Source organism: Brucella tritici (genome assembly GCF_008932295.1).
Taxonomy (GTDB): domain Bacteria; phylum Pseudomonadota; class Alphaproteobacteria; order Rhizobiales; family Rhizobiaceae; genus Brucella; species Brucella tritici.
In genome coordinates this window covers 13,057-35,578 of record NZ_WBWA01000009.1, presented here as the reverse complement: position 1 = coordinate 35,578, position 22,522 = coordinate 13,057, and the positions used below count along the sequence as shown (strand labels likewise).

Genomic DNA, 22,522 nt, shown 5'->3' with positions numbered 1-22,522 from the left:
GTCAAGCTCATGGAAATAAAGCTGATTATCCTTTCGCTGGCGCTTCTTCTGGATCGCTTTGTCGGCGACCCGCCACAGCTATGGCACAGGGTGCCGCATCCGGTCGTCCTGTTCGGGAAAGCAATTTCGTGGGGCGAAAAGCGCTGGAATAATCGCAATCTTCCTGCCTCGGTGCTTCGCCGAAACGGCATGTGGCTGACGATTGGGCTGGTGATGGCCTGTGTGGTTCTCGGGCTTGTGCTTGAACTCTCTTTGCCTTTCGCCGGGACTGCCGGTGCAATTGCCGAAATCCTGATCGTGACGGTGCTGCTTGCACAGAAAAGCCTTGCCGATCATGTGCAGGCGGTCGCACTGGCATTGAAGGAGGAGGGTATCGAGGGCGGTCGCCGGGCTGTGTCGATGATCGTCGGGCGCAATCCCGAACATCTCGATGAAAGCGGTGTCAGCCGTGCAGCGATAGAAAGTCTTGCCGAGAACGCTTCGGATGGCATCGTTGCGCCTGCGTTCTGGTTTCTGGTCGGTGGTTTGCCCGGTTTGTTTGCCTACAAGCTGATCAATACCGCTGATTCCATGATCGGCCATCTGAATGATCGCTATCGTGACTTTGGTCGTTTTGCCGCAAAGCTGGACGATGTCGCTAATTATATCCCAGCCAGACTGACCGGACTGCTCGCCTCCCTCGCCACTGCGATCACGAAAGACAGGCTTTCGGGAAAAGAGGCGTTCTCGGTCATGCGCCGTGATGCGCGACTGCATCGCTCGCCCAATGCGGGCTGGCCGGAATCGGCCTTTGCAGGCGGGCTGGGATTGGCGCTTGCCGGTCCGCGTCAATATGGTGCCGAAAAAGTCGAAGGGCCGATGCTGAATGCATCCGGCAAACGCGATGCCAACGCGGATGATATCGATGCTGCGCTCCACCTTTTCTGGTCGACGATGAGCCTGATGACCGGACTGGTGATTGCTGCAAGCCTGATTGGGCTACTTGTCGGCTAGCACGAACCGCTTGCCATCGAAACGCTGCAGACGGTTCGGGTTGTCGGTACGGATACCGTTGCCGTCGAACTTGATGGTGCCAAGAACGGTTTCAAAGGAATTATTGCGGAGTGTGTCGATAATCGGCTGCTTCTGCTCGTCGGCTCGCTTGATTACATCGGCAGGGATTTCCGCGCTGGCATAGCCAATGATTGCATAGGCGTCTGCAAGTTTCCCGGCCTGACGCAATGCATCGATTGCAGGCTTTGCTGTCGAAAGATCCTGCGGGGGGAGCGGCGCAATCATCAATGTGCCCGGACTTAAAGGCTGTGCGCCTGAGGCGGCGTCAAGAAGACTGCCGCCAGCGATCGTCAGCGGATAGTTCAGCGCGGCAGCACTTGCGCCTATAGATGCTATATCGTCACGTTCGCCGCCGACATAAACATGGGTAGCGCCTGCACGTCGCAGCCGGGCGACCAGCGCATTCTGATTGTCGAGACCCGGACGATAGGTGTCTGTGAAAACCGGCTGTAATTGCTGCTCTTTAAGGCTGGCCAGAACACGGGCGGCGCGTTCGCGCCCTTCAATGGTGCCGTCATCGATGATTGCGAAGGGTTGCGCGCGCCAAAGGCTGCCAAGGAAGCTCCCGGTCGCCTGCGTTTCCTTCTCAAGACCAGTTGCAAGACGGAACACCGCCATAGGTGCTGGCGCACGCCTTTCGGTCAGCGTTGGTTCGCTGACCCCTGATGTCACAATGGGTATATTGCTGGCTGCGAGGATGGGAAGTGCTGCCTCAAGCGCTTCGGGGCATAGGAAACCGGTCGCTATACGGACGTTTTCCTTCACAAATTGCTCTGCGGCCTCCTTGCCGCCTTCGGCATCGCAACGGTCATCGAAAATAACGAGTTCTGCGCCCTTCGCCGTGGCCGCGACGCGAGCGCCTTCGGCGAGCTGATTGCCCAATGGAGCGAAGGTCCCGGACAGCGGCGCTGCAAGCCCAACGCGCATATCCTCCGCCTGTGCCAGTACTGAACTGGCCAGCAGTGCAAGGATGATACTTGTCAGCGCTGCGGTCGGACGTTTCCCAAACTCGATCACGTGATCCGTCTTCATTAAACAATTCGTGGCATTTTCAACGAAAAGTGGGTAGCTGTTTCCTCGCCTTTGTGCAATGCCCGTTTAGTGGGCCCGTTATTAAGGTAGCTGGCTTCAGGTGATATGCCCTTGGCAAGACGGATTCTGTTCGACGTGCAAACGATTAACAACTTCATTTCAAGTGCAGCTTCGGTGGAATCCAAGTCCTATCGGGATGCGATGAGTCATTACGCTGGCGCAGTGCAGATCGTCACGACGGCCGGTAGTGCGGGAAGGCGCGGCCTTACGCTGACCGCCGCCTGTTCGGTGTCGGACAATCCGCCGACGATCCTGATCTGCCTGCAGAAGATTCATGAAGAAAATCGGCTGTTCATCGAAAACGGTGTTTTTGCTGTGAACACGCTCGCAGGGTCGCATCAGCAGCTTGCGGATGCATTTTCCGGCCGTATCGGACTGACGCAGGACGAGCGTTTCGAACTGGCGCGCTGGGATGTGCAGGTGACCGGAGCGCCCCTATTGCAGGGTGCGCTTGCCGCTTTCGACTGCCGGGTTGTCAGCGTACAGGATCATTCCACGCATCACGTGCTCTTCGGGGAAGTCGTGGGCCTGCGGTCCAAATCCGAGGACGAGGCGCTGGTCTATCTCAACAGGCGTTACCATACGCTGGAGCTGTAATCCGATGAGCTGCAGAATGTCGAAGCATGGAATTGGTGGCCTGTTTGGGGCATTGTTTCTGTTCTCGACTGTGATGGCATCGGGGGCAGCATCGTTGCCACCGTACAAGGACGATTATTTCGCCTATCCCGGCATTATCAGCAGCGCCGACAACGGCGACTACAAGATCATCGATTACAACGAGATGCGTGATATCAACGGGCGCGATGCGGTGCCCGAAAAGCGTGTAAAAGACGCCTATGTCTCGCTGAAGGCACGTGCCTACCAGAAGGATGTCACCTTTCAAACTGCCGCCGGGCCGGTGAAGGCCATGATAGCGGGCAAGCGCGAAGGCGCGTCCTTCATCGTCATCTACCTGCATGGTCGGGGCGGCAATCGCCTGCAGGGCATGAATGATTTTACCTTCGGGGGCAATTTCAACCGTGTGAAGAATCTCGCGGCCCTGAATGGCGGTCTCTATATTACGCCGGATTTCAAGGATTTCGCCGATACGGGCGAGGCACAGATTGCCGGGCTGATCGAAGCAGCCAAGGCATCGTCGCCAAATGCTCCGTTGATCCTGTCCTGTGGTTCGCAGGGCGGAACACTATGCTGGCGCATAGCCTCCAATGAAAAGACGGGAAACCAGCTTGCTGGTCTCATTCTGCTCGGCTCACTTTGGGATGACGGGTTTTTCAAGTCACCGGCATTCAAAAAACGCGTACCGGTTTTCTTTGGACATGGAAGCCGTGATCCGGTTTTTGCAATCGATAAGCAGGAGGCTTTCTATCGCGAGATCCGAAAGCGTGCGCCGGGCTATCCGGTTCAGTTCCGGCGTTTCGAGAGCGGCAACCATGGTACGCCGATCCGGATGTCGGACTGGCGCGAGATGTTGAACTGGATTCTCGCAAAACAGTGACGCCAGACTGTGGATGCGAATCGAAATTCTGGCAATGTGACCTTCCTGCCACTCGACAATCGAGCAAAACCGAATAGTTATCGAACTTAAAATTTTACCTACTCAGCAGATCCTATGAGGTAGATCATGTACGGACGCGCCCGCACCGGAGCCCGTTTTCTAGCCATTGCCATGTTGGCCCCGCTTGCCGCTGCCTGCACGACGACTGTTCCGACCACAACGGCGACGCCGGGCAAAACCGATGCCCCGATCAGCGCGCCGACGATTTCGATGCCTCGCTTCACGCCGACGGCTTATGTCGATCCGGCGCTCGCGCAGCCATGCATCACTGCCGCTGCCAACAAGTATTTCCTGCCGGAGCACGCTATTTCCGCCGTCAACTCCCGTCCGGGCGCTGCAGGCGGCACCGATGTTGATCTCAAGGTCGACCTGCGTACCGCAGTTTGCCAGCTAACCGCCAAGGGCGGTGTGCGCGCCGTTATCGATACGTCACCGAAGAGCGCGGATCAGGTTGCAGCCGAAGCCGCAGCAGCCAAGGCAGACGCAGCCGCCGCTACCCAGCCGAAAAAGGCCAAGGCGAAGAAGAACTGATTCAACAATTAGGGCTAACATATGAAAAAGGCAGGGATTTCCCTGCCTTTTTGTTTGTCATTTCTCTGGCTTTTTGCCGTACCAGCGCGGCGTATATACCCACTCCCTGCCATCAGTCTTGGCAAAAACTTGCGTGTGGGACGAGCCGACGATCACCACGGTTCGCATGTCGACATCATCCGGTGTGAGTGTGCCGAGCGTGGTTGTTCGTGTCGTCTCCGCCGGTCTGCCGATGTCGCGCCCAAGAACAACGGGTGTTTCGGGAGACCGATGTTGCCGCAGGATTTCAAGCGCGCGACCAAGCTGATGCGGGCGTGCTCTGGAGATGGGATTGTAGAACGCCATGGCGAGATCGCCTTCGGCGGCGAGTGCAAGGCGCTTCTCTATAATTTCCCAGGGCTTCAGATTATCCGATAGCGAAATAATGCAGAAGTCGTGCCCGAGCGGCGCCCCGATGCGTGATGCAGCAGCCATCGCCGCGGAGATACCGGGCTGGATGACAAGCTCCACCCCATGCCATGCGGTGTTATCCGTCTCGTGGAGCGCTTCGACGACCGCCGCAGCCATGGCGAAAACACCAGGATCTCCCGAGGAAACCATGGCGACATGCCGCCCGGAAGCCGCGAGTTCGAATGCATGGCGTGCGCGCTGCATCTCTTCCCGATTGTCGGTCATATGAACGGTCTGGTCGGCGCGGAAAGGACGAAGATTCTCCTCGGCCATCCGCACATAGGTCTCATAGCCGAGAATGTCTTCTGCCTGTTCCAGTTCGTGCTGAACGGCAGGCGTCATCAGCTCTCGTGATCCCGGCCCAAGGCCGATAACGACCAGCTTGCCGCGTTTTCGACCGACAAACAGAACATCTGCCGGGCTGGCAGCCACCGCAATGGCAAGCCCCTCGCGCTCTGTCAGCTCGACCGGCTGTTCTACCGAGCGAAGGACGACTTCACGAGCATCCTTTGCATCTGCAACATAGCGCAGCGGAACGCCGAGGCTCTTTGCCGCGTGCTGAAGCTGTGGCGAGGTGCAGTCTTTTTCGCGGGCGAGAAGCAGTGCCAGAGAGGCCGGGGCAATGCCTGCATTGGCGAGAGCATCTTCAATATCGTTCCGAATGTTCTCGCTGACCCTATCGACGGCAATCACCACGCTGCGAGGATGATAAATCAGGTCGTCTGGCCGGGGCGTGCGAATATGAGGCGTTATGCTGATCGTCAGCGAGCCGTCGTCGCCGAAAGGCAGTTTGGAACCTGCAAGCCAGCGTGATGTTCCGTCAAGCCGCACCTTCTGTCCCGCAAGAAGGTTCGACGTGAAATTTTTCGCGTCGTCAGGATTGGCAAGGGCCAGTTCGGCAGGCGGGTGCAACAGATTGATCCCGAACCGCAGTTCGCCGGATGTGGTTATGGCGGGCGCAACCTCAAGTGCTGCTGCGATCTGCCGGGCCATGTCGTTGACCCCGGAGAGACCACCTAATAGCGGCACAACCGCGCTTCCATCTTCGGCCACGGCAAGAACCGGCGGTTCGACACGCTTGTTCTGCAGAAGTGGTGCCAGAGCCCGGATCACAATACCGGCTGCGCAAAGCGCAATGATGGGGCGGCCTTCCTCATAAAGCGACCGGACCGCATCGCCGAAATGCACGAAAGTGTTGTCCAGCGACGCAACACGGTTCTGGAGGCCGCGCATCTCGGCATGTTGCAAAGCTGCCGCGATGCGTTGCGCGGCAGGCACTGCGGCTTCTCCGAGAACCAGAATCGCAGGGATCATGCGCCGTTCCATTTTTGCCCCGGAACGAGAATGATCGAGAAATAGGGGCAGTCGCTGCCATCGACTTCCGCCAGCGGCACAATGCGCTGATTGGCCATGGTGGCGCGCTCGACATAGAGCGCACGGTCCATGAGACCGAGATCGCCCAGTACTGCGCGAACCTTGTCGAGGTTTTTGCCAAGCTTCATGATAGCCGCAGCGCCTGTATCCGCGAGCCGCCGCGTCAGTTCTTCCACGCTCATGACGCCGGACAGAACGGACAATGTCTGATTGCGATAGACCAGTGGCGCGCCCAGCACAGCCGAAGCGCCAAGGACGGAGCAGACGCCGGGCACGACTTCCGTTTCATACTGGTCTGCAAGCCGGTCGTGAATATACATGAACGAGCCATAGAAAAATGGATCACCTTCCGCGATCACGGCCACATCCTGACCGCGATCAAGGTGGTTCGCTATCGTGCTCGTTATCTCGCCGTAGAAATCGCTGACGATCTGTTCGTAGTCCATATGTGCGGGGAGCTTTTCCGTGGTCACCGGATAGATCAGCGGCACCAGAACCTGTTCCGGTGAGAGATATTCCTCGACGATAGTGAGGGCATTGCCCTTCTTCCCCTTGGCGGCGTGATAAGCCACAACCGGTACGCTTTTGAGAAGGCGCAGGGCTTTCAGCGTTATCAGTTCGGGATCACCAGGGCCGACGCCCAGGCCAAACAGTCTGCCCTTTACCGTCATTATTCGCGCTCCGAAGCGAGCGCATTGACTGCCGCCGCCGTCATGGCGCTGCCACCGCGTCTTCCGCGTACAATCACATAAGGTACACCGCGGCTGTTGGCGGCGAGTTCGTCCTTGGATTCTGCCGCGCCGACAAAGCCGACCGGCATGCCGATGATGAGCGCAGGTTTTGGCGCGCCAGCATCCAGCAATTCGAACAGGCGGAAGAGGGCGGTCGGCGCATTGCCGATTGCAACAATACTGTTGCGAAGATGCGGGAGCCAGAGGTCGAGCGCTGCGGCCGAGCGGGTATTGCCGATCTTCGTCGCAAGTTCAGGAACCGATGGGTCGCCAAGTGTGCAGATGACTTCGTTATTGGCGGGCAGACGAGAACGGGTGATGCCCTCTGCCACCATGCGCGCATCACAGAGAATGGGCGCACCGGCGAGCAGGGCGTCGCGCCCGGCCTTGCCAGCGCCTTCCGAGAAAGCGAGGTCATTGACCACATCCACCATGCCGCAGGCGTGAATGACACGGACTGCAAGCTTTTCCAGATCGGCTGGTATCCGGCTTAGATCTGCCTCGGCGCGAATGATGGCGAAGGACCGGTCGTAAATGGCCTGTCCGTCGCGAATATAGTCTGTCATGATGACCACTCTAATCAGTGTCGGGCGTTCAGAAGTCGCGCCGCTTCGTCAATGGTAATATCAGTCGCCAATAGCCGTCCAAAGCGTGATGGTCCAGCCCCGTCTTGCGGAAACGGCTCTTGCGCATAAAGATCGTAGCGACCCGTCGCGCGCGCCAGAAGCGTGTGCGGTAAAGGTGAAAGTGCGGCGCATGACTTGGTGCATCCCGTGATGTGCACGGATGATTTTCCTGAGGTCAAATACGTTGCCAGTCTTTTACCGTCCGTCTGTGTGTCGGCGAGTGCGGAGACGCAGCCATTTGATCCCGAACAGGCACGAAGCCGCGCATGTGGGGCTTCGGCTGTCGTTTCGATGTCAAGCAAACGAAATTTCTCGGTTACTTCACCAATCTGGGTTTCGCCTACATAAGGCAGGATAACACCTTGCCATGGCGTAAGGCGCAGTTCACGCTTTCCGCTGTCGGCGAGGTCTGCCAGACCTGCGAGTTGCTGCGGTGTCAGCCGTCCCAGGAGTGGTATGGCGCCAACATAAAATGAACCGTCAGATTGCTGCCTGTTGCCGAGATGCGAGAATGGCACCGGTGCCTTGCGCTTCCAGCCGGTTGCCGGGTGGACGGGAAATGACAACTCCCGGTCCAGTTCGGCCAGAAACTTTGATGGAGGGGTGGCCTCGAACAGATGCTTCATCCGTGCAAAACTGCCTTGGCTTAAAAAATGGTGGAGCATCGCTTCGATGAAGGGCAGGGCATGTTGCGCATCTAAAGCCCCCATCGCTTCCCTGTCGGGAGACGAAGCAAGGCCAAAAGCAAAGGTCTTGCCGTCTATTGCCGAAAGCCAGATGTCGCCGGGATGAGAAATCATCGCGCAGTTTTCGCCACCGTCGATTTGCAACGAGAATTTCGGCGACAGGGCATAGAAAGCCTCATTGGCCTGCAGCATGTCCAGCACAGACGATGCCAGTCCGGTGACGTCGCATATCTGGCCCCGGTCAATGCCAGCGGTGGGGCTGACCATCACATTGCGAATATCATCCGCGCCGGGATTGTCGGTGCCAAGGCCGACCTCCTGAAGTGCCGCGACAACATCGTCCCAATGTCTGGGCTCAATGCCGCGCAACTGGATATTGGAGCGAATCGACAGCTCTATTGCGCCTGCATCGAAACGTTCAGCTATTGCTGCAATCGAACGCGCCTGATCGGCTGACAGGCGACCGAGCCGCAGTTTGATACGGGCAATAGCCCCATCCCTGGCCATGACCATACGTGAAAGTCCGGGGCAGGCGTTGCGCCTGTCAGGTCTTATTGCGTCGGTCTGGCGGTTTTGCTGGCTCAACATATTGGCCTTATACGCCTTGCCGCTTGCACTTGCTACTGCCCCGCCATACGAACAGGGAAAAGGAGCATCGCGCATGGCACGCTGGCTGACAGTGATCGGGATCGGTGAAGACGGGTTGGACGGGCTTGGAAAGACCGCACTCACGGCGCTCAGCTCCGCTGCGGTCATTTTTGGCGGCAAGCGTCATCTGGATTTTCTGAGTGGCAATATCAAAGCCGAGCGCGTGGCCTGGCCATCTCCCTTCGATGAAGCTTTCGCGATGATTGAGGCATATCGCGGCCAGCCGGTAGTTGTGCTGGCAAGCGGCGATCCGATGTTTTTTGGTGTGGGTGCGACTTTGTCCCGGCATTTTCCACCGGAAGAAATGCATGTTCTTTCCTATCCGTCTTCGCTTTCGCTCGCCGCTGCGCGCATGGGCTGGCCGCTTCAGGATGTACGAACGGTCAGTGTGCATGGTCGCCCGTTCGAGTTTTTGCTCCCGCATGTTCTGCCGGGCGAGAGACTTCTCGTGCTCAGCAATGACGGTTCGACGCCTGCAAAAACGGCGGCAATGTTCAAGAAGAAGGGTTTTGGCTACAGCCGGATGACTGTGCTTGAGCACATTGGTGGGCCGAAGGAACGCCGGGTTCAAGGTATTGCCGAAAACTGGTCGCACGAGCGATGCGCCGATCTTAATGTGCTGGCAATTGAATGCGTAGCTGCGCCGGAAGCGAACCTGCTTTCTCCCGTCGCTGGTCTGCCCGATGAAGCTTTTGAGAATGACGGCCAACTGACCAAGCGCGACGTGCGCGCTGTTACTCTGTCGCGATTGCAGCCATTGCCGGGGCAACTGCTCTGGGATGTTGGCGCCGGTTGTGGATCGATCGGCATTGAGTGGATGCGCGTTCATCCTTCATGTCGCGCGATTGCCATCGAAGCGGACGAACAGCGGCAGGGGATGATCGAGCGAAATCGTGCGGCTTTGGGGGCCCCCGGATTGCAGCTGGTTAGGGGTGAAGCACCGTTCGCGCTGGAAGGGCTGGATGAGCCGGATGCGATTTTCATCGGCGGCGGCGTAACGGATGAAGGCGTGCTACAAGCCTGCTGGAACGCCCTGAAACCGGGCGGCAGGCTTGTCGCAAATACCGTTACCCTGCAAAGTGAGATGCTGCTTTTTAACTGGCGTGAGACGTTCGGCGGAGAATTGACGCGCCTTGGCGTCGCGCAAGCTGGCGCACTCGGCTCTTTCGATGTCTGGCGGCAGGCGCTCCCTGTCACAATTTATTGCGGGTCCAAAGCTAAAAGATGACTTGAACAGTCATGTTATATTCGGGTAAGGCTGGGAAAATTGTTTCCCAAAGGAGGACGGGGCATGTCCGAACTCAACGCCAATACCCGCTTTGCACTCACAAATGCCGGTCATGTGGTCAATCAGCTTCTCGATCATTTTGTGGAGCATGCCGACGTGCATCGGCAGGGCAGCACGGCCAAGCTGGTGTTGAGCTTCGGTAAGGCTGATGTGCAATGGGATGATGAAACGGTTAGCGTCGACGTCACGAGCGGGGACGAAACCGGTCTTGCCTATATGAAATATTCCATCGCCGAACATGTGCTGGAATTTCTCGACAAGGGCAGCGCCAAGCCGAAGATTATCTGGGAAGGTGATGGGGCCGCTGGACTGCCGCTGCCCTATTTCCGCGAGATGCAGGTCGTCGCAGTGTCGAATGTGACGCCGCATATGCGTCGTATTCGTCTGAAAGGCGAAAACCTGTTCCGCTTCTCGCAGTTGGGTCTTCATATACGCCTGCTGTTTCCACCGGAAGGTCTTGCCAAGCCGCAATGGCCCACAACCGGCGAAGATGGCCGTCCGGTCTGGCCGGATGGCGACGCCAAGCTTGCCACGCGTGTCTATACGATCCGCAACATCGATCCCGCAGCCGGATGGGTGGATATTGATATGGTCGTTCATGGCGATGATTGCGATGCGCCGGGTTCGGGTTGGGCTGTCAGCGCCAAGCCGGGCGATATTGTCGGGATGACCGGTCCGGGCGGCGGTGATGCAGGCGATGCGAAGTGGTATCTGCTGGCGGGCGATGAAACCGCGCTGCCCGCCATCGGGCGCATTCTGGAACGGTTGCCGGAAGGCACCAAGGCGGTTGTGCGCGTCGAGATCGGCAGTACTTCAGAACAGCAGGAACTTGTCTCGCGAGCTGATGTCGATCTGCAGTGGCTGAACCGCGATGGCGCGGAAGCTGGAACGACGACATTGCTGCAGGATGCGGTGCGTGCGGTCGAACTACCGGAAGACGAGGAAGACATTTACGTCTGGGCCGGTTGCGAGTTCAACGCATTCCGGTCGATCCGCACCTATATGCGCAAGGAACGTAATGTTGCGAAGGATCGCCAGCTTATTGTCGCCTATTGGCGGCGCGGGCAGGATGGCGACACACCGCGCAAGGCATCCGACGATTGATGCAATGAAAAAGGGGACCGGAAGGTCCCCTTTTTTTGCATGTCTTTATCCCAAAACTGGTTACCACTTCTGGGAGACAAGCTTTTGCATTACCTGCGGAAGCCTTCGCTGGCCCGCATCAGGTTCTTCGTATAGTCGGCATGGATATTGCCGCTGACAAGATCGTCTGCCTGCAACTGTTCCAAGACCTCCCCATTGCGCATGACGGCAAGCCGGTCGCACATATGGGTTACAACGCCAAGATCGTGACTGACCATGACGAAGGTCAGGTTGCGGTCGCGCCGAACCTGTTCGAGCAGGTTCAACACTTCCGCCTGAACCGATGCGTCGAGCGCTGAGGTCGGTTCGTCAAGCAGCAATATGCTGGGCTCAACGATCAGGGCGCGGGCAATGGCTATACGCTGGCGCTGGCCGCCTGAAAGCTGGTGCGGATAGCGAAAGCGGAAGCCGGAACCAAGGCCGACTTCATCGAGCGCCTTCACGATGCGCTGTTCCGTGTCGCCGACGCCATGGATGGCAAGCGGCTCCAGCAACAGCCGATCCACGGTCTGCCGGGGATGCAGCGAGCCGTAAGGGTCCTGAAACACCATCTGGACATTGCGATAGAATGCCTTGTCGCGCGGTGTTTTCAGCAATTGCCCATCTATACGGATTTCGCCATCTTCGACGGGTGCCAGTCCTGCAACAGCGCGCAGCAGGGTCGACTTGCCGGAACCGGATTCGCCCACGAGGCCGTAGGATTCACCGCGTGCTACGTCGATGCTGACCGATTTCAGCGCATGGAAATGGTCGAAATAGACGTCGATATTGTCGACGCTCAGTGCAGATGCCGTGCTCATAGCTTTCTCGGTCATAGCTTCCAAGCCTCCTCGCGCTGCAAGGTGGGCAGGGGATGGCGATCGGCTCCGATTTTCGGCATGCAGTTCAGCAATCCTTGCGTATAGGGATGTTTCGCATTGGCGAGGTCCTTCGCCGCAATTTCCTCTACGATCTTGCCCGCATACATCACGATGACGCGGTCGCAGAAGGAAGAAACGAGGCGCAGGTCGTGGCTGACAAAGATCAGTCCCATGCCGCGCTCGGCAACCAGCTTGTCCAGAATGCCGAGCACTTCGAGCTGAACCGTCACGTCGAGGGCCGAAGTCGGTTCGTCGGCGATCAGCATTTCCGGCTCGGCCACCAGCATCATGGCGATCATGACGCGCTGGCCCATACCGCCCGAAACTTCGTGCGGATAGAGCTTCATCACACGTTCGGCATCACGGATCTGCACGGCTTCGAGCATGGCGATGGAACGCTTGCGAATCTCATCGCCGCTGAACTTGCCGTGAGCCTTCAGCGTTTCGGCAATCTGCTTGCCTATGGTCATGACAGGATTGAGCGAATATTTCGGGTCCTGCAACACCATGGCGATGCGGCCACCGCGCAGGGCGCGGCGCTCACGAGCCGACACATTAAGAAGATCGATGCCATCGAACTCAAGTTTCCTGGCGGTGATCTGCGCATGGAGCGGGGTAAGGCCCATGATGGCGCGACCGGTCTGCGATTTGCCAGAGCCGGATTCGCCAACAATACCGAGACGCTCGCGGCCAAGCTCGAAGCTGACACCGCGCACCGCCTCGATTGCGCCTGTGCGCGTCGGGAAGGTGACGCGCAGGTCTTCAACAGTCAGAAGAGGCTTCATTGGTTGTTACCCCGCGGATCGAGCGCATCGCGCAGGCCATCGCCCAGCAGATTGAAGCCAAGGCTGACGATCAGGATCGCGATACCCGGCATGGCGGCAACCCACCACTGGTCGAGAATGAAGCGGCGACCGGAAGCGATCATCGCACCCCATTCAGGCAGTGGCGGTTGTGCGCCGAGGCCGAGGAAGCCAAGACCGGCGGCGGTAAGGATGATACCTGCCATGTCGAGCGTCACACGCACGATCAGCGAAGATGTGCAGAGCGGCATGATATGACGCACGACGATGCGGATCGGTGAAGCGCCCATCAGGCGAACGGCGGAGATATAATCCGAGTTGCGCACGGTCAGCGTTTCTGCACGCGCAATACGCGCATAGGGCGGCCATGAGGTGATCGCGATGGCGATGATGGCATTTTCGATGCCGGGTCCGAGAGCCGCAACGAAGGCCAGCGCCAGAATGAGCTTCGGGAAGGCAAGGAAGATGTCGGTGATGCGCATCAGCACGGCATCGACCCAGCCACCGGCATAGCCGGCCACAGTGCCGACCAGAAGGCCGATAGGCGCGGCGATGATGGCGACCAGAAGCACGACATAGAGGGTGAGGCGGGAGCCATAGATCAGACGCGAAAGAATATCGCGGCCCTGATCATCGGTGCCGAGCAGATAGCCGGGTGTTCCCGGCGGCAGAAGACGTGCATTGGCGAGATCGCCAACAACGGGCGAATGCGGCGCCAGCACATCGGCCAGCGCTGCAACGACGAGCAGCCCGATGATGATTAGCAAGCCAAGGACGGCGAGCTTGTTGGCAGTGAAACGCCGCCAGACCATATAGGCGCGGCCGAGGCGGGCTTGCGTACGCGACTGTGGCCGCTCGGTAAGCAGCCATTCGCGCCATGAGAGGTTGGAAGTATCTGTCATTTGGCTCATCGTACGCGCGTCCTTGGATCGAGAACCCGATAGAGAAGATCGGACACGAGGTTGAGCGCGATAAAGACCGACCCGATGACGATTGTGCCACCGAGAACGGCATTCATATCAGCGTTTTGGAGTGAATTGGTGATGTAGAGTCCGAGACCGGGCCAGGAGAAGATGGTCTCGGTCAGGACCGAACCTTCCAGAAGTCCGGCATAGGAAAGCGCAATCACGGTAACGAGCGGGACAGCGGCATTGCGCAGCGCGTGACCCCAGATGATTCGGGTTTCCGAAATGCCCTTGGCGCGAGCAGCAACGATATATTCCTGTTCCAGCTCATTGAGCATGAAGGAACGGGTCATGCGGCTGATATAGGCCAGGGAGAAGTAGCCGAGCAAAGCCGACGGCAGGATAAGATGGGAGATAATATCCTTGAGGGCAGGCCAGTCGCGCTGGAGAATCGCGTCGATCAGGTAGAAACCGGTGATCGGCGTGAAAGTATATTCGAATGTGATGTCGATACGTCCGGGACCGGAAGTCCAGCCGAGCCGCGCATAGAAAATCAGAAGTGCCAGCATGCCGAGCCAGAAGATCGGCACCGAATAGCCGACGAGGCCGATCACGCGCACAATCTGGTCGACAAGGCTGCCGCGCTTGACAGCAGCGAGAACGCCGAGCGGAATGCCGAAGAGGGCGCCGATGATGGTGCCTACGGTGGCAAGTTCCATCGTCGCCGGGAAGACGCGGCGAATATCGGTCATGACCGGATTGGTCGTGAGCACAGAAGTGCCGAAATCGCCTTGCAGCACGCCCTTAACGTAAAGATAGAACTGCTGGTAATAGGGCAGGTTGAAGCCCATTTCTTCCCGCACGCGCGCCACGACATGCGCGGGAGCGCGGTCGCCGACGATGGCAAGCACGGGGTCGATCGGCACCACACGGCCAATAAAGAATGTGACAGCCAGAAGGCCCAGATAGGTCGTGATGACGATAACCAGAAAGCTGGCTAACGACGCGGCAAGGACCGTTGAACGCCGGGGCGCTCGCCTTACCTTTTTTGTGGTTACAGTGTTACTCAATGTTTTGACCGCTTCCGACAATGAGAACATTTCAGAACAGGGGTGATCTGAAGTCCCAGTCATCTTTGCTTGAAAAGCCCTAGAACGGTTTTGATGAGCCGTTCCATTTCCTGTTGTGACGCATTTCCGGACACGAAAAAGGTTCGCTGGAAACGCTCTGGAGCGGCTTTCCTTTTTGATTCAGAAAACCGCTCCATCTTCTTGTTTTTAAGCCGATTCAGCGCATGAAAAATTTTCATGCGCCAAGGCGCGACCGACTATTCCTTGCTGACGTTCGCCAGGAAGTTGGAGTCGAATGTCGGGCCGAGCTTGTAGCCCTTCACGTTGCCGCCAATGCCGGCAACTTCAACCTGCTGGAACAGCATGACGAACGGGCTCTGGTCGAGAGCTTCCTGCTGAAGCTTCTTGTACTGTTCGGCACGCTTGTCGTTGTCGCGTTCCAGAAGAGCTGCCTGCGTCTGCTTGGTCAGTTCCGGGATGTCCCAGGCGTTGCGCCATGCAAGCGTCTTGGTCGATGCGTCGTCGCTATTATCCGGGTTGCTGGTGAAAGCTTCGGCGTTGGAATTCGGATCCCAATAGTCCATGCCCCACTGGCCGATATACATATCGTGGTTACGGGCACGATACTTGGTCAGCGTCTGCTTGCCGTCGCCGGGGATGATTTCGATCTTCACGCCAGCCTGAGCAGCAGTCTGCTGGAAGGATTCGGCAATGCCGGTAACCGGCTGGCCGTTACGGACGTCGAACGTGACCGAGAGACCATCCTTCAGACCCGCCTTGGCGAGAAGTTCCTTCGCCTTGGCTACGTCGAGCTTGTACGGCGCAGCATCGAGAGCACCAAGGACGCCCTTGGCCTGATAGGTCTGGCGGATTTCACCAATGCCCTTGATGAGGGTCGAGCCGATTGCATCATAATCGACCAGATATTTGAACGCTTCGCGAACTTCCGGCTTGGCCAGATTTGCGTTCTTCTGGTTGAGGCTGATGTAATAGACCGTGCCCTTGGCGGCGCTGGCGGTCGTCAGCTTGTCGTTCTTCAGAACGGCTTCATAGTCGCCCGGCTCCAGATTGCGTGCCACATCGACGTCGCCGGATTCAAGCATCAGGCGCTGCGTCGCGCTTTCCTTGACGTGACGATAGAAGACGCGCTTGAGCTTGGCCTTTTCGCCATAGAAATTGTCATTGCGTTCCAGAATGACGACTTCATTGGCGCGCCATTCGCGGATCGTGAACGGTCCCGAACCCGCCGACTTGGTCTTCAGCCATGCATTGGCATAGTCGGTGTCGTATTTGTAGTCGTCGGTCGGCGCAACCTTCTCGGCATGTTCTTCGAGAAGCTTCTTGTCGACGACAGCAGCGACGGTTGCGGTCAGGCAGTTCAGCACGAAGCTTGGTGCATATGGCTTGTCGACGGTGAAAACGAAGGTCTCGTCATCTACGGCCTTTGCCTTTTCGTTGACATTATCCTTGGTCAGGCCGAACTGGGTCAGGATGAAGGCCGGGCTCTTGTCGAGACGCACAGCGCGCTCGAAGGAATAGGCCACGTCGGCAGAGGTTACCGGGTTGCCGGAAGCGAACTTGATGTCCTTCTTCAGCTTGAACGTATAGGTGAGGCCGTCGTCGGAAACGGTCCAGCTTTCTGCAACGCCCGGCACGACTTTCGACGTGTCGTTGATGTCGAGGCGAACGAGCATGTCATAGGCGTTGCCGATGAATTCGGCCGGGCTCAGTTCGAAGGATTCTGCCGGGTCCAGCGTGATCGTGTCATCGATGGCCCATGCCTGAACCAGCGTGTCGGCTGGCGTGGCCGACCAAGCCGGATTTGCGGCCAGCACGGCGGCAAGCGCTGCACCGGCAGCCAGAATACGAAAACGTCCGAAATGCATCATGTTGAGAGTTCCCTTCCTGTGATCTTGTTTGGGATTTGTCTTTGTTTTTTCGCGCATCTTGTTCCGAAAACCGTTTAACACTTTTCGGGATGCCCTCCAGATCAGTCTGCTTCGTGCCAGGCCTGTTTCAAAACCCTTACCCAATTGTCCCGGCAAAGTTTTTCCAGCTCTTTTTCACCATAGCCTGCTTTTCGCAGTGCATCGACAAGGTTTTGCGTGCCGGCTGCATCGCCGATTTCGGCTGGAATTGTAGCGCCGTCATAATCCGATCCCAGCGCCACGCAGTCGATGCCCATGCGTTCAACCATGTAATCCACATGGCGAACCACATCGGTAAGCGGCGTGTTGGCGTCTTCCTTGCCGTCGGCGCGCAGCATCGTTGTGGCGTAGTTCAGCCCGGCAAGGCCCTTGCTTTCGCGGATCGCATCAAGCTGACGGTCGGTCAGGTTGCGGGCGACAGGGGTCAGGGCGTGCGCATTGGAATGGCTGGCGACCAGCGGCTGATCGCTGAGTTCGGCCACATCCCAGAAACCCTTTTCCGTGATATGCGCCAGGTCGATCAGAATGCCCTTGGTGTTGCACGCCTTGACCAGACGTTTGCCTGCATCGGTCAGGCCGGGGCCTGTATCGGGGCTCATCGGATAGGCGAAAGGGACACCATGGGCGAAAACGTTATTTCGGCTCCAGACCGGTCCGAGCGAACGCAAACCGGCAGCATAAAAGACTTCAAGCGCTACCAGATCGGCATCGATGGCTTCGCAGCCTTCCATGTGGAGCACGGCGGCGAATGTGTCGCTGTTCAGCGTTTCGTCGAGTTCACGACCGTTACGGCAGAGCTTCCAGCCGCCCGTAGCTTCCAGCCTCAGCGCAATGGCAGCCATTTCGAGAGCGATGTCGAGGGAGGGACTGCGTTCCAGCGGCGATGAAAGCGGTGTTTCGTAGTGGCCGTTGGCATCGGGCTTGCCCAGTTCGATATGCTCGCCCGAAGGTATGTAGATGGCGCATACGCCACCGGCGAGACCGCCTTTGCGCGAACGGGGCAGGTCGATATGGCCGATATCCGTTCCGTCGATAAATTCCTTGATCGGGTCCTGGCCCTTACGGGCATTTTCCCAAAGCCGCAGAAGGACATCGTTATGTCCGTCAAAAACGCGCTGCATTCTTTCATTCCTGACTGCATGGCCTGCGACAGCAGAGCCACATATCCAAGTGTTCAGGCGCGAGGAGACAACACGGCAAGGTAAGATAACCTCCCGATATGGTGGTTGAGCTTTTCGCTCTTATTGTTCCCCGCACTTCCACTACCAATTTATAATCGGTTAGTGCCTGTCGGAGTCAAGCCATCGAATGACGTAGTCAGACTGCGAAATGAAGATAAATTTATGCAAAACGAAAGGGCTGCGCTATGAAACGCAGCCCTTTGTGCAAATGCAGAATTGCTTGATGCTAAAACAGAATGAAGTCTCGCTTCGGATCGCGAGGTCTTAGGCATTTCCTGTTTCGCTTGCATCGTCGGAAATGCTCTAGCTGCTTGTTTTTAAGCATGTCTTTATCCCGAAACCGGTTCCCACTTTCGGGAGACATGCTCTAGAACTTGTAGTTCAGGCCAGCCTTGATCGAATGGTTCTTCAGATTGTTGCGCTGTTCAACGCCGTTGACGCGGGACTTCACGTCATTGAAGCGCTGGAAATCATACTCGGCCTTGACGGAAAGCGGGCCGGTCAGTGCCTGTTCGACACCGGCGCCGATCAGTGCGCCACCTTCCCAGCCCGGAGCCGAGGTGGTGTTGTCCTTGGCCTTGAAGCGGGTCACACCGTAACCGGCCGTGCCGTAAACGAGCGTCTTGTCGAAAGCATAGCCGACCTTGCCCTTGGCATTGCCGTTCCATGACTGCTGAAGGCTGCCGCCATGACCGATGCGATGTTCGGCTTCGGCGAAGTTTCCTTCGAGTTCTCCGCCAAACACGACATTGCCGCTCTGCATGTTCTTGCCCACGACAACGCCGCCCAGAGCGCCGGTGCGGTTGGTGAAAGGACCGGGGACCCTCGATGAAGAAGCGCCGATCTGTGCGCCGACATAATTGCCGGACCAGTCATGCGGGCCGCTGGCAACCGGATCATTATAGGAATAGTCCGTTGCTCCCATCATGTCGGCAGCGAAAGCCGAGCCTGCAAAAGCAACGATTGCGGCGCCAAGCGCCACTGCGGTGATAGAACGCTTCAACATTTTTTACTCCGATTTTCCCGTCCGGAAACGCTGGCGGGAAACATGCCTGAATTCATTATTGCCATCGAAAGGCCGTGCCTTCGAACTGGCTTTCGTCTCACCTCTGATTGTGTCCAAATTTAAGAAAATTCGAGCGATTTCCATGCATTGCGCAACCATTCTTCGCGCTATGCTTAACAATCGGTAACTGCTTGATCGCGAAATTTTTGTTAGATCAATCCTAGTCCGCGGAAGCTGGCATGGCCGTGCTTTCCGACAATGACATGGTCATGCACCGTGATGTTAAGTGCTTTGGCAGCATTGACGAGCTGCTTGGTCATGTCGATGTCGGCGCGTGATGGTGTCGGATCGCCGGAAGGATGGTTGTGCACCAGAATAATGGCCGTGGCGGAAAGCTCCAGCGCCCGTTTGACGACCTCTCGCGGATAGACAGGTGTGTGGTCTACCGTACCGGTCTGCTGAACTTCATCGGCAATCAGCTTGTTCTTCTTGTCGAGGAAGAGAATGCGGAACTGCTCGCGGGTCTCGTAAGCCATGGCCGCGGTGCAATATTCAATCACCTTGTTCCATGAGCCGAGTACTTCGCGCTCCATGACTGTGCTGCGCGCGCTTCGCTTGGCGACCGCTTCCACAAGCTTGAGTTCATGCGCGACAGTGGGGCCGGCGCCGGGAACTTCAGCGATCAGTTTTTCGGGCGCGGCCAGCACTTCGGCAATCGAGCCGAACCGCATCAGCAGAGCCTTGGCGAGCGGCTTGGTGTCGGCGCGGCGAATGGCGCGAAACAACAGCATTTCAAGCAGCTCATAATCTGCCAGCGCATCAGGGGCATCCCTGAAACGCAGTTTGAGACGATCACGATGCCCGGCATAATGCGGCGTGTCGATCTTCGGCGTTAATTGCAGCGTGTCACTGAAGCCGGGCAACTCGTTGCTACCCGGTTCATTCCTGTGCTTTGCCATCCTGTTTAAACCCCCGCAAAAACAGACCAGACAATTACCGAGGCGATATTCCTTCGCCGTTATCTCATGGAAGGCGGGCCGAAGACATTGGCCGGAGATAGGGTGAATATCTCGCAGCCGTCCTTCGTAACACCCACCGTATGCTCATATTGTGCCGTCAGCGAACGGTCTCTGGTAACCGCCGTCCAGCCGTCGGCAAGAACTTTCACATGCGGCTTGCCGAGATTGATCATCGGCTCGATCGTAAAGATCATGCCTTCCTTGATCTCGACGCCTTCATTTGGCGTGCCGTAATGGAGGATATTCGGCGCATCATGGAACAATTGCCCTACACCGTGGCCGCAGAAGTCGCGTACGACAGAGCAGCGCTCGCCTTCGGCATAAGTCTGGATCGCAGCACCGATAGCCCCGGTCTTCGCACCGGGTTTGACAGCCGCAATCCCGCGCAGCAGACTTTCATAGGTGACTTCAAGCAGGCGCTCGGAAGCGCGTTTGATTTCGCCTACTGCATACATGCGGCTTGAATCGCCGTGCCAGCCATCGAGGAGATAGGTCACGTCGATATTGACAATATCACCCTCGCGCAACGGCTTCTCGTTCGGGATGCCATGGCAGACGACGTGATTGATCGACGTGCAGGTTGATTTCGTATAGCCGCGATAGTTCAGCGTTGCCGGAAACGCGCCGTGATCCATGCCGAACTCGAACACGAAACGGTCGATTTCGTTGGTGGTCACACCCGGCTTGACGATATCGTTGAGTGCGTCGAGACAGCGTGCCGTCAGATTGCAAACCGTGCGCATACCCTCGAAGGCCTCAGGGCCATAGAGCCTGATCTGGCCCGTATATTTCATGGGTGCGTTTGTTGCTTCGATATAGGTTACCATCATTCGATCCGTCTTAATCTACTCAATTGGCACCAGCTCACTGGCATCAATGCTTTTATCCGTTATGTGGCACCGAACGGCCCAAGCCTCAACCCCGTTTGCACGCGCACGTTCAAAAGCGCGTGCGTAAGTCGGATCAAGATCGCCGGAAATGCTGAATCTGCTGCAATCGTTTCGCTGGATAATAAACAGCATCACGCCCCGATGACCAGCGGCAACGACGTCGACCAGTTCATCAAGATGTTTTGCGCCTCGCGCCGTCACCGTATCGGGGAATTCCGCCAGTCCGAGCGTGCGGATAAAGTGGACATTCTTGACCTCGACATAGGCTCGCGGGCGCGGACCGTCATCCAGCAACAGGTCGATGCGCGAGTTGCGGCCATATTTCTGCTCACGCTTGAGGCTGGCATATCCTGCGAGGTCTGGAATGAGGCCCTTGAGGATTGCTTCTTCGGCGATCCGGTTCGGCAGGCCGGTATTTACGCCGACCAGCGTGTTATCCGCTTCGACGATCTGTAGCGTATGGGCATATTTGCGGTGAGGGGCATCCGAAACACTCAGCCAGACGCGGGAACCCGGAGCAGTCAATCCGAGCATGGAGCCGGTGTTGGGCACGGAAGCCGTGATGAAGCGCCCATCGTCAAGCGTGACGTCGGCAAGAAATCTTTTATAGCGGCGTTCCAGCCTGCCGGTAACCAAAGGTGTTTGAAAAATCATGCGCCGATTTAGAGCGGTTCGGCGATTGTGCGAAAGGCTTTTCTGTTAGCTTCGCAAAAATAGTCGGTAAACGAGAGCGGTTGGCCTAGAACAGCGCCTTAACGACATCGGCCCAGCTCATATCCGCGCCAAGAACCATCGCTGCTGCAACAAGGCCAGCGCCGAGAAAGGTGAGGGTGGTTCTTGTTTCGCTTGTCATTATTCTTCCCCGTCAAATCAGGTGTTCGAACTTGGGAAGAATTTCGCGGGAGAATTTGCCCGGATTGTGATGCGATAATGGCTATTCCGGGCAATTTGCAGGCTTTTTACAGATAGGGTAAACGCGCCTGCTTCTGTTACTGTTTTACCCAGTTGAAGATGAGTTCCTCGCGAAAAGCGAAGCGGACGACATGGCTTGCCACGACCTCTTCGAGGCGAGCGAGGTTTTCTTCCGAAGTTTCAACAGTGGTGGTCAGTTTTTCCGCGTCGGCATCAAGAATCACGAGACGATTCTCGCCAAGATCGATGGTGCCGTGTTCCGGCGTGAATTCGACCGCGAATTTGTGCGCCCAATGTTTGCAGAGCTGTTGAAGGTAACGGCTGGCATGGGCGGTGGTAACGATTGCTGTTGCTTTCGACATTATGCTGTCCTTTCGAAAAGGTTGCAGCCCGGCGCGTAGCAACATCCTGGCAATTCAGCCAGTAATATTTGCGTCAATTCTAAAGGGAAAGAAAACCAGCAATGGTACGCCCAAGGGGAATCGAACCCCTGTCTGCGCCGTGAAAGGGCGCTGTCCTAACCGCTAGACGATGGGCGCCTGCTGGTGTGGGGCGCTTATAGTCAGGAAATTTCTGACATGCAAGCCCCTTTTTTCACCTGTCTGTGAATAAGTTCAGACAGCATAAATTAGTGCCTATCAGGCGCTAACGGATTGAATTGTAAGGGAAAAAGAAACGCCAGCAATGGTACGCCCAAGGGGAATCGAACCCCTGTCTGCGCCGTGAAAGGGCGCTGTCCTAACCGCTAGACGATGGGCGCCTGCTGGTGTG

At 57.3% G+C, this 22,522-nt stretch carries 22 protein-coding genes and 2 tRNA genes; 6 read left to right on the top strand and 18 right to left on the bottom strand.

Features of this window, described 5'->3' with window-relative positions; all coding sequences use genetic code 11:
* Window positions 1-9 precede the first annotated feature (9 nt).
* Window positions 10-993 carry an adenosylcobinamide-phosphate synthase CbiB gene (gene cbiB, locus F9K91_RS11505; RefSeq protein ID WP_151677830.1) on the top strand — a complete coding sequence of 328 codons (984 nt, stop codon included), beginning with the start codon at window positions 10-12 and terminating at the stop codon, window positions 991-993.
* Here the strand turns inward: cbiB and F9K91_RS11500 are convergent.
* Complete coding sequence (locus F9K91_RS11500; protein ID WP_151677882.1) at window positions 979-2,070, bottom strand: branched-chain amino acid ABC transporter substrate-binding protein; 1,092 nt, start codon at window positions 2,068-2,070, stop codon at window positions 979-981. The genes cbiB and F9K91_RS11500 overlap by 15 nt on opposite strands.
* Window positions 2,071-2,220: 150 nt before the next feature.
* On the opposite strand from F9K91_RS11500, the gene F9K91_RS11495 reads away from it, so the two are divergent.
* The 3 genes from F9K91_RS11495 to F9K91_RS11485 all read left to right on the top strand — a co-directional run bounded on the left by F9K91_RS11495 (window position 2,221) and on the right by F9K91_RS11485 (window position 4,231).
* Window positions 2,221-2,742 (top strand): flavin reductase, encoded by a 522-nt coding sequence (locus F9K91_RS11495; RefSeq protein ID WP_151555749.1) that lies wholly within the window; start codon window positions 2,221-2,223, stop codon window positions 2,740-2,742.
* Window positions 2,743-2,758: 16 nt separating this feature from the next.
* Window positions 2,759-3,640: an alpha/beta hydrolase gene (locus F9K91_RS11490; protein ID WP_151651727.1), complete on the top strand. Its 882-nt coding sequence runs from the start codon at window positions 2,759-2,761 to the stop codon at window positions 3,638-3,640.
* Between the two features lie 126 nt (window positions 3,641-3,766).
* Window positions 3,767-4,231, top strand: coding sequence for a hypothetical protein (locus tag F9K91_RS11485; protein WP_151555751.1), 465 nt, complete (start codon window positions 3,767-3,769; stop codon window positions 4,229-4,231).
* Between the two features lie 57 nt (window positions 4,232-4,288).
* On the opposite strand, the gene cobJ is transcribed toward F9K91_RS11485, so the two are convergent.
* From cobJ to cobG, 4 genes are read right to left on the bottom strand one after another with little or no spacing between them, the layout of a single operon-like run.
* On the bottom strand, window positions 4,289-5,995 hold the full coding sequence (gene cobJ, locus F9K91_RS11480) for a precorrin-3B C(17)-methyltransferase (protein ID WP_208852693.1): 1,707 nt from the start codon (window positions 5,993-5,995) through the stop codon (window positions 4,289-4,291).
* Window positions 5,992-6,726 (bottom strand): precorrin-2 C(20)-methyltransferase, encoded by a 735-nt coding sequence (locus tag F9K91_RS11475; RefSeq protein ID WP_151555753.1) that lies wholly within the window; start codon window positions 6,724-6,726, stop codon window positions 5,992-5,994. Before F9K91_RS11475 ends, cobJ begins: the two co-directional genes overlap by 4 nt.
* Window positions 6,726-7,352: a precorrin-8X methylmutase gene (locus tag F9K91_RS11470; RefSeq protein ID WP_151555754.1), complete on the bottom strand. Its 627-nt coding sequence runs from the start codon at window positions 7,350-7,352 to the stop codon at window positions 6,726-6,728. Before F9K91_RS11470 ends, F9K91_RS11475 begins: the two co-directional genes overlap by 1 nt.
* Before the next feature lie 14 nt (window positions 7,353-7,366).
* Window positions 7,367-8,686 carry a precorrin-3B synthase gene (gene cobG / locus F9K91_RS11465; protein WP_151677881.1) on the bottom strand — a complete coding sequence of 440 codons (1,320 nt, stop codon included), beginning with the start codon at window positions 8,684-8,686 and terminating at the stop codon, window positions 7,367-7,369.
* A 73-nt stretch (window positions 8,687-8,759) separates the two neighbouring features.
* Between cobG and cbiE the strand changes: the two genes are divergently transcribed.
* The gene (gene cbiE, locus F9K91_RS11460) at window positions 8,760-9,974 is read left to right on the top strand and encodes a precorrin-6y C5,15-methyltransferase (decarboxylating) subunit CbiE (RefSeq protein ID WP_151677828.1); all 1,215 of its coding nucleotides are present in this window, start codon (window positions 8,760-8,762) and stop codon (window positions 9,972-9,974) included.
* 63 nt (window positions 9,975-10,037) lie between these two features.
* Complete coding sequence (locus tag F9K91_RS11455; RefSeq protein WP_151677827.1) at window positions 10,038-11,138, top strand: siderophore-interacting protein; 1,101 nt, start codon at window positions 10,038-10,040, stop codon at window positions 11,136-11,138.
* Window positions 11,139-11,227: 89 nt separating this feature from the next.
* Here the strand turns inward: F9K91_RS11455 and F9K91_RS11450 are convergent, their stop codons facing one another.
* The 13 genes from F9K91_RS11450 to F9K91_RS11390 all read right to left on the bottom strand — a co-directional run bounded on the left by F9K91_RS11450 (window position 11,228) and on the right by F9K91_RS11390 (window position 22,511).
* Window positions 11,228-11,992, bottom strand: a complete 765-nt coding sequence (locus tag F9K91_RS11450) for an ABC transporter ATP-binding protein (RefSeq protein WP_235912907.1) — start codon at window positions 11,990-11,992, stop codon at window positions 11,228-11,230.
* On the bottom strand, window positions 11,989-12,822 hold the full coding sequence (locus F9K91_RS11445) for an ABC transporter ATP-binding protein (protein ID WP_061346123.1): 834 nt from the start codon (window positions 12,820-12,822) through the stop codon (window positions 11,989-11,991). The genes F9K91_RS11450 and F9K91_RS11445 overlap by 4 nt, the downstream gene beginning before the upstream one ends.
* A complete protein-coding gene (locus F9K91_RS11440) occupies window positions 12,819-13,751 on the bottom strand; it encodes an ABC transporter permease (RefSeq protein WP_061346124.1) in 933 nt (310 codons plus the stop codon). The genes F9K91_RS11445 and F9K91_RS11440 overlap by 4 nt, the downstream gene beginning before the upstream one ends.
* The gene (locus tag F9K91_RS11435; protein ID WP_407922022.1) at window positions 13,748-14,845 is read right to left on the bottom strand and encodes an ABC transporter permease; all 1,098 of its coding nucleotides are present in this window, start codon (window positions 14,843-14,845) and stop codon (window positions 13,748-13,750) included. Before F9K91_RS11435 ends, F9K91_RS11440 begins: the two co-directional genes overlap by 4 nt.
* Before the next feature lie 227 nt (window positions 14,846-15,072).
* The gene (locus F9K91_RS11430) at window positions 15,073-16,704 is read right to left on the bottom strand and encodes an ABC transporter substrate-binding protein (RefSeq protein ID WP_151677826.1); all 1,632 of its coding nucleotides are present in this window, start codon (window positions 16,702-16,704) and stop codon (window positions 15,073-15,075) included.
* Between the two features lie 101 nt (window positions 16,705-16,805).
* Entirely contained in the window at window positions 16,806-17,864 is a 1,059-nt protein-coding gene (locus F9K91_RS11425) for a dipeptidase (RefSeq protein WP_151555759.1), read from the bottom strand.
* Window positions 17,865-18,291: 427 nt separating this feature from the next.
* The gene (locus tag F9K91_RS11420; protein ID WP_061346127.1) at window positions 18,292-18,930 is read right to left on the bottom strand and encodes an outer membrane protein; all 639 of its coding nucleotides are present in this window, start codon (window positions 18,928-18,930) and stop codon (window positions 18,292-18,294) included.
* A gap of 209 nt (window positions 18,931-19,139) precedes the next feature.
* Window positions 19,140-19,889, bottom strand: a complete 750-nt coding sequence (gene radC / locus F9K91_RS11415; RefSeq protein ID WP_151555760.1) for a RadC family protein — start codon at window positions 19,887-19,889, stop codon at window positions 19,140-19,142.
* A gap of 59 nt (window positions 19,890-19,948) precedes the next feature.
* Window positions 19,949-20,776 (bottom strand): type I methionyl aminopeptidase, encoded by an 828-nt coding sequence (gene map / locus F9K91_RS11410; protein WP_151651794.1) that lies wholly within the window; start codon window positions 20,774-20,776, stop codon window positions 19,949-19,951.
* An 18-nt stretch (window positions 20,777-20,794) separates the two neighbouring features.
* Window positions 20,795-21,493 carry a DNA/RNA nuclease SfsA gene (gene sfsA / locus F9K91_RS11405; RefSeq protein ID WP_151677825.1) on the bottom strand — a complete coding sequence of 233 codons (699 nt, stop codon included), beginning with the start codon at window positions 21,491-21,493 and terminating at the stop codon, window positions 20,795-20,797.
* Window positions 21,494-21,828: 335 nt separating this feature from the next.
* Window positions 21,829-22,113, bottom strand: coding sequence for a DUF2218 domain-containing protein (locus F9K91_RS11400; RefSeq protein ID WP_151555762.1), 285 nt, complete (start codon window positions 22,111-22,113; stop codon window positions 21,829-21,831).
* Window positions 22,114-22,215: 102 nt separating this feature from the next.
* A tRNA-Glu gene (locus F9K91_RS11395) sits at window positions 22,216-22,290 on the bottom strand.
* A gap of 146 nt (window positions 22,291-22,436) precedes the next feature.
* Window positions 22,437-22,511 (bottom strand) — tRNA-Glu (locus tag F9K91_RS11390).
* Window positions 22,512-22,522 lie beyond the last annotated feature (11 nt).

Coding starts and splice junctions, on each gene's coding strand:
- F9K91_RS11420 (WP_061346127.1), bottom strand. CDS start 18,930: ATGTTGAAGCGTTCTATCACCGCAGTGGCGCTTGGCGCCGCAATCGTT.
- F9K91_RS11470 (WP_151555754.1), bottom strand. CDS start 7,352: ATGACAGACTATATTCGCGACGGACAGGCCATTTACGACCGGTCCTTC.
- cbiE (WP_151677828.1), top strand. CDS start 8,760: ATGGCACGCTGGCTGACAGTGATCGGGATCGGTGAAGACGGGTTGGAC.
- F9K91_RS11445 (WP_061346123.1), bottom strand. CDS start 12,822: ATGAAGCCTCTTCTGACTGTTGAAGACCTGCGCGTCACCTTCCCGACG.
- F9K91_RS11400 (WP_151555762.1), bottom strand. CDS start 22,113: ATGTCGAAAGCAACAGCAATCGTTACCACCGCCCATGCCAGCCGTTAC.
- F9K91_RS11440 (WP_061346124.1), bottom strand. CDS start 13,751: ATGAGCCAAATGACAGATACTTCCAACCTCTCATGGCGCGAATGGCTG.
- F9K91_RS11450 (WP_235912907.1), bottom strand. CDS start 11,992: ATGACCGAGAAAGCTATGAGCACGGCATCTGCACTGAGCGTCGACAAT.
- F9K91_RS11455 (WP_151677827.1), top strand. CDS start 10,038: ATGTCCGAACTCAACGCCAATACCCGCTTTGCACTCACAAATGCCGGT.
- F9K91_RS11485 (WP_151555751.1), top strand. CDS start 3,767: ATGTACGGACGCGCCCGCACCGGAGCCCGTTTTCTAGCCATTGCCATG.
- cbiB (WP_151677830.1), top strand. CDS start 10: ATGGAAATAAAGCTGATTATCCTTTCGCTGGCGCTTCTTCTGGATCGC.
- F9K91_RS11490 (WP_151651727.1), top strand. CDS start 2,759: ATGTCGAAGCATGGAATTGGTGGCCTGTTTGGGGCATTGTTTCTGTTC.
- F9K91_RS11475 (WP_151555753.1), bottom strand. CDS start 6,726: ATGACGGTAAAGGGCAGACTGTTTGGCCTGGGCGTCGGCCCTGGTGAT.
- F9K91_RS11430 (WP_151677826.1), bottom strand. CDS start 16,704: ATGATGCATTTCGGACGTTTTCGTATTCTGGCTGCCGGTGCAGCGCTT.
- cobJ (WP_208852693.1), bottom strand. CDS start 5,995: ATGATCCCTGCGATTCTGGTTCTCGGAGAAGCCGCAGTGCCTGCCGCG.
- F9K91_RS11425 (WP_151555759.1), bottom strand. CDS start 17,864: ATGCAGCGCGTTTTTGACGGACATAACGATGTCCTTCTGCGGCTTTGG.
- sfsA (WP_151677825.1), bottom strand. CDS start 21,493: ATGATTTTTCAAACACCTTTGGTTACCGGCAGGCTGGAACGCCGCTAT.
- cobG (WP_151677881.1), bottom strand. CDS start 8,686: ATGTTGAGCCAGCAAAACCGCCAGACCGACGCAATAAGACCTGACAGG.
- map (WP_151651794.1), bottom strand. CDS start 20,776: ATGGTAACCTATATCGAAGCAACAAACGCACCCATGAAATATACGGGC.
- F9K91_RS11435 (WP_407922022.1), bottom strand. CDS start 14,845: ATGTTCTCATTGTCGGAAGCGGTCAAAACATTGAGTAACACTGTAACC.
- radC (WP_151555760.1), bottom strand. CDS start 19,889: ATGGCAAAGCACAGGAATGAACCGGGTAGCAACGAGTTGCCCGGCTTC.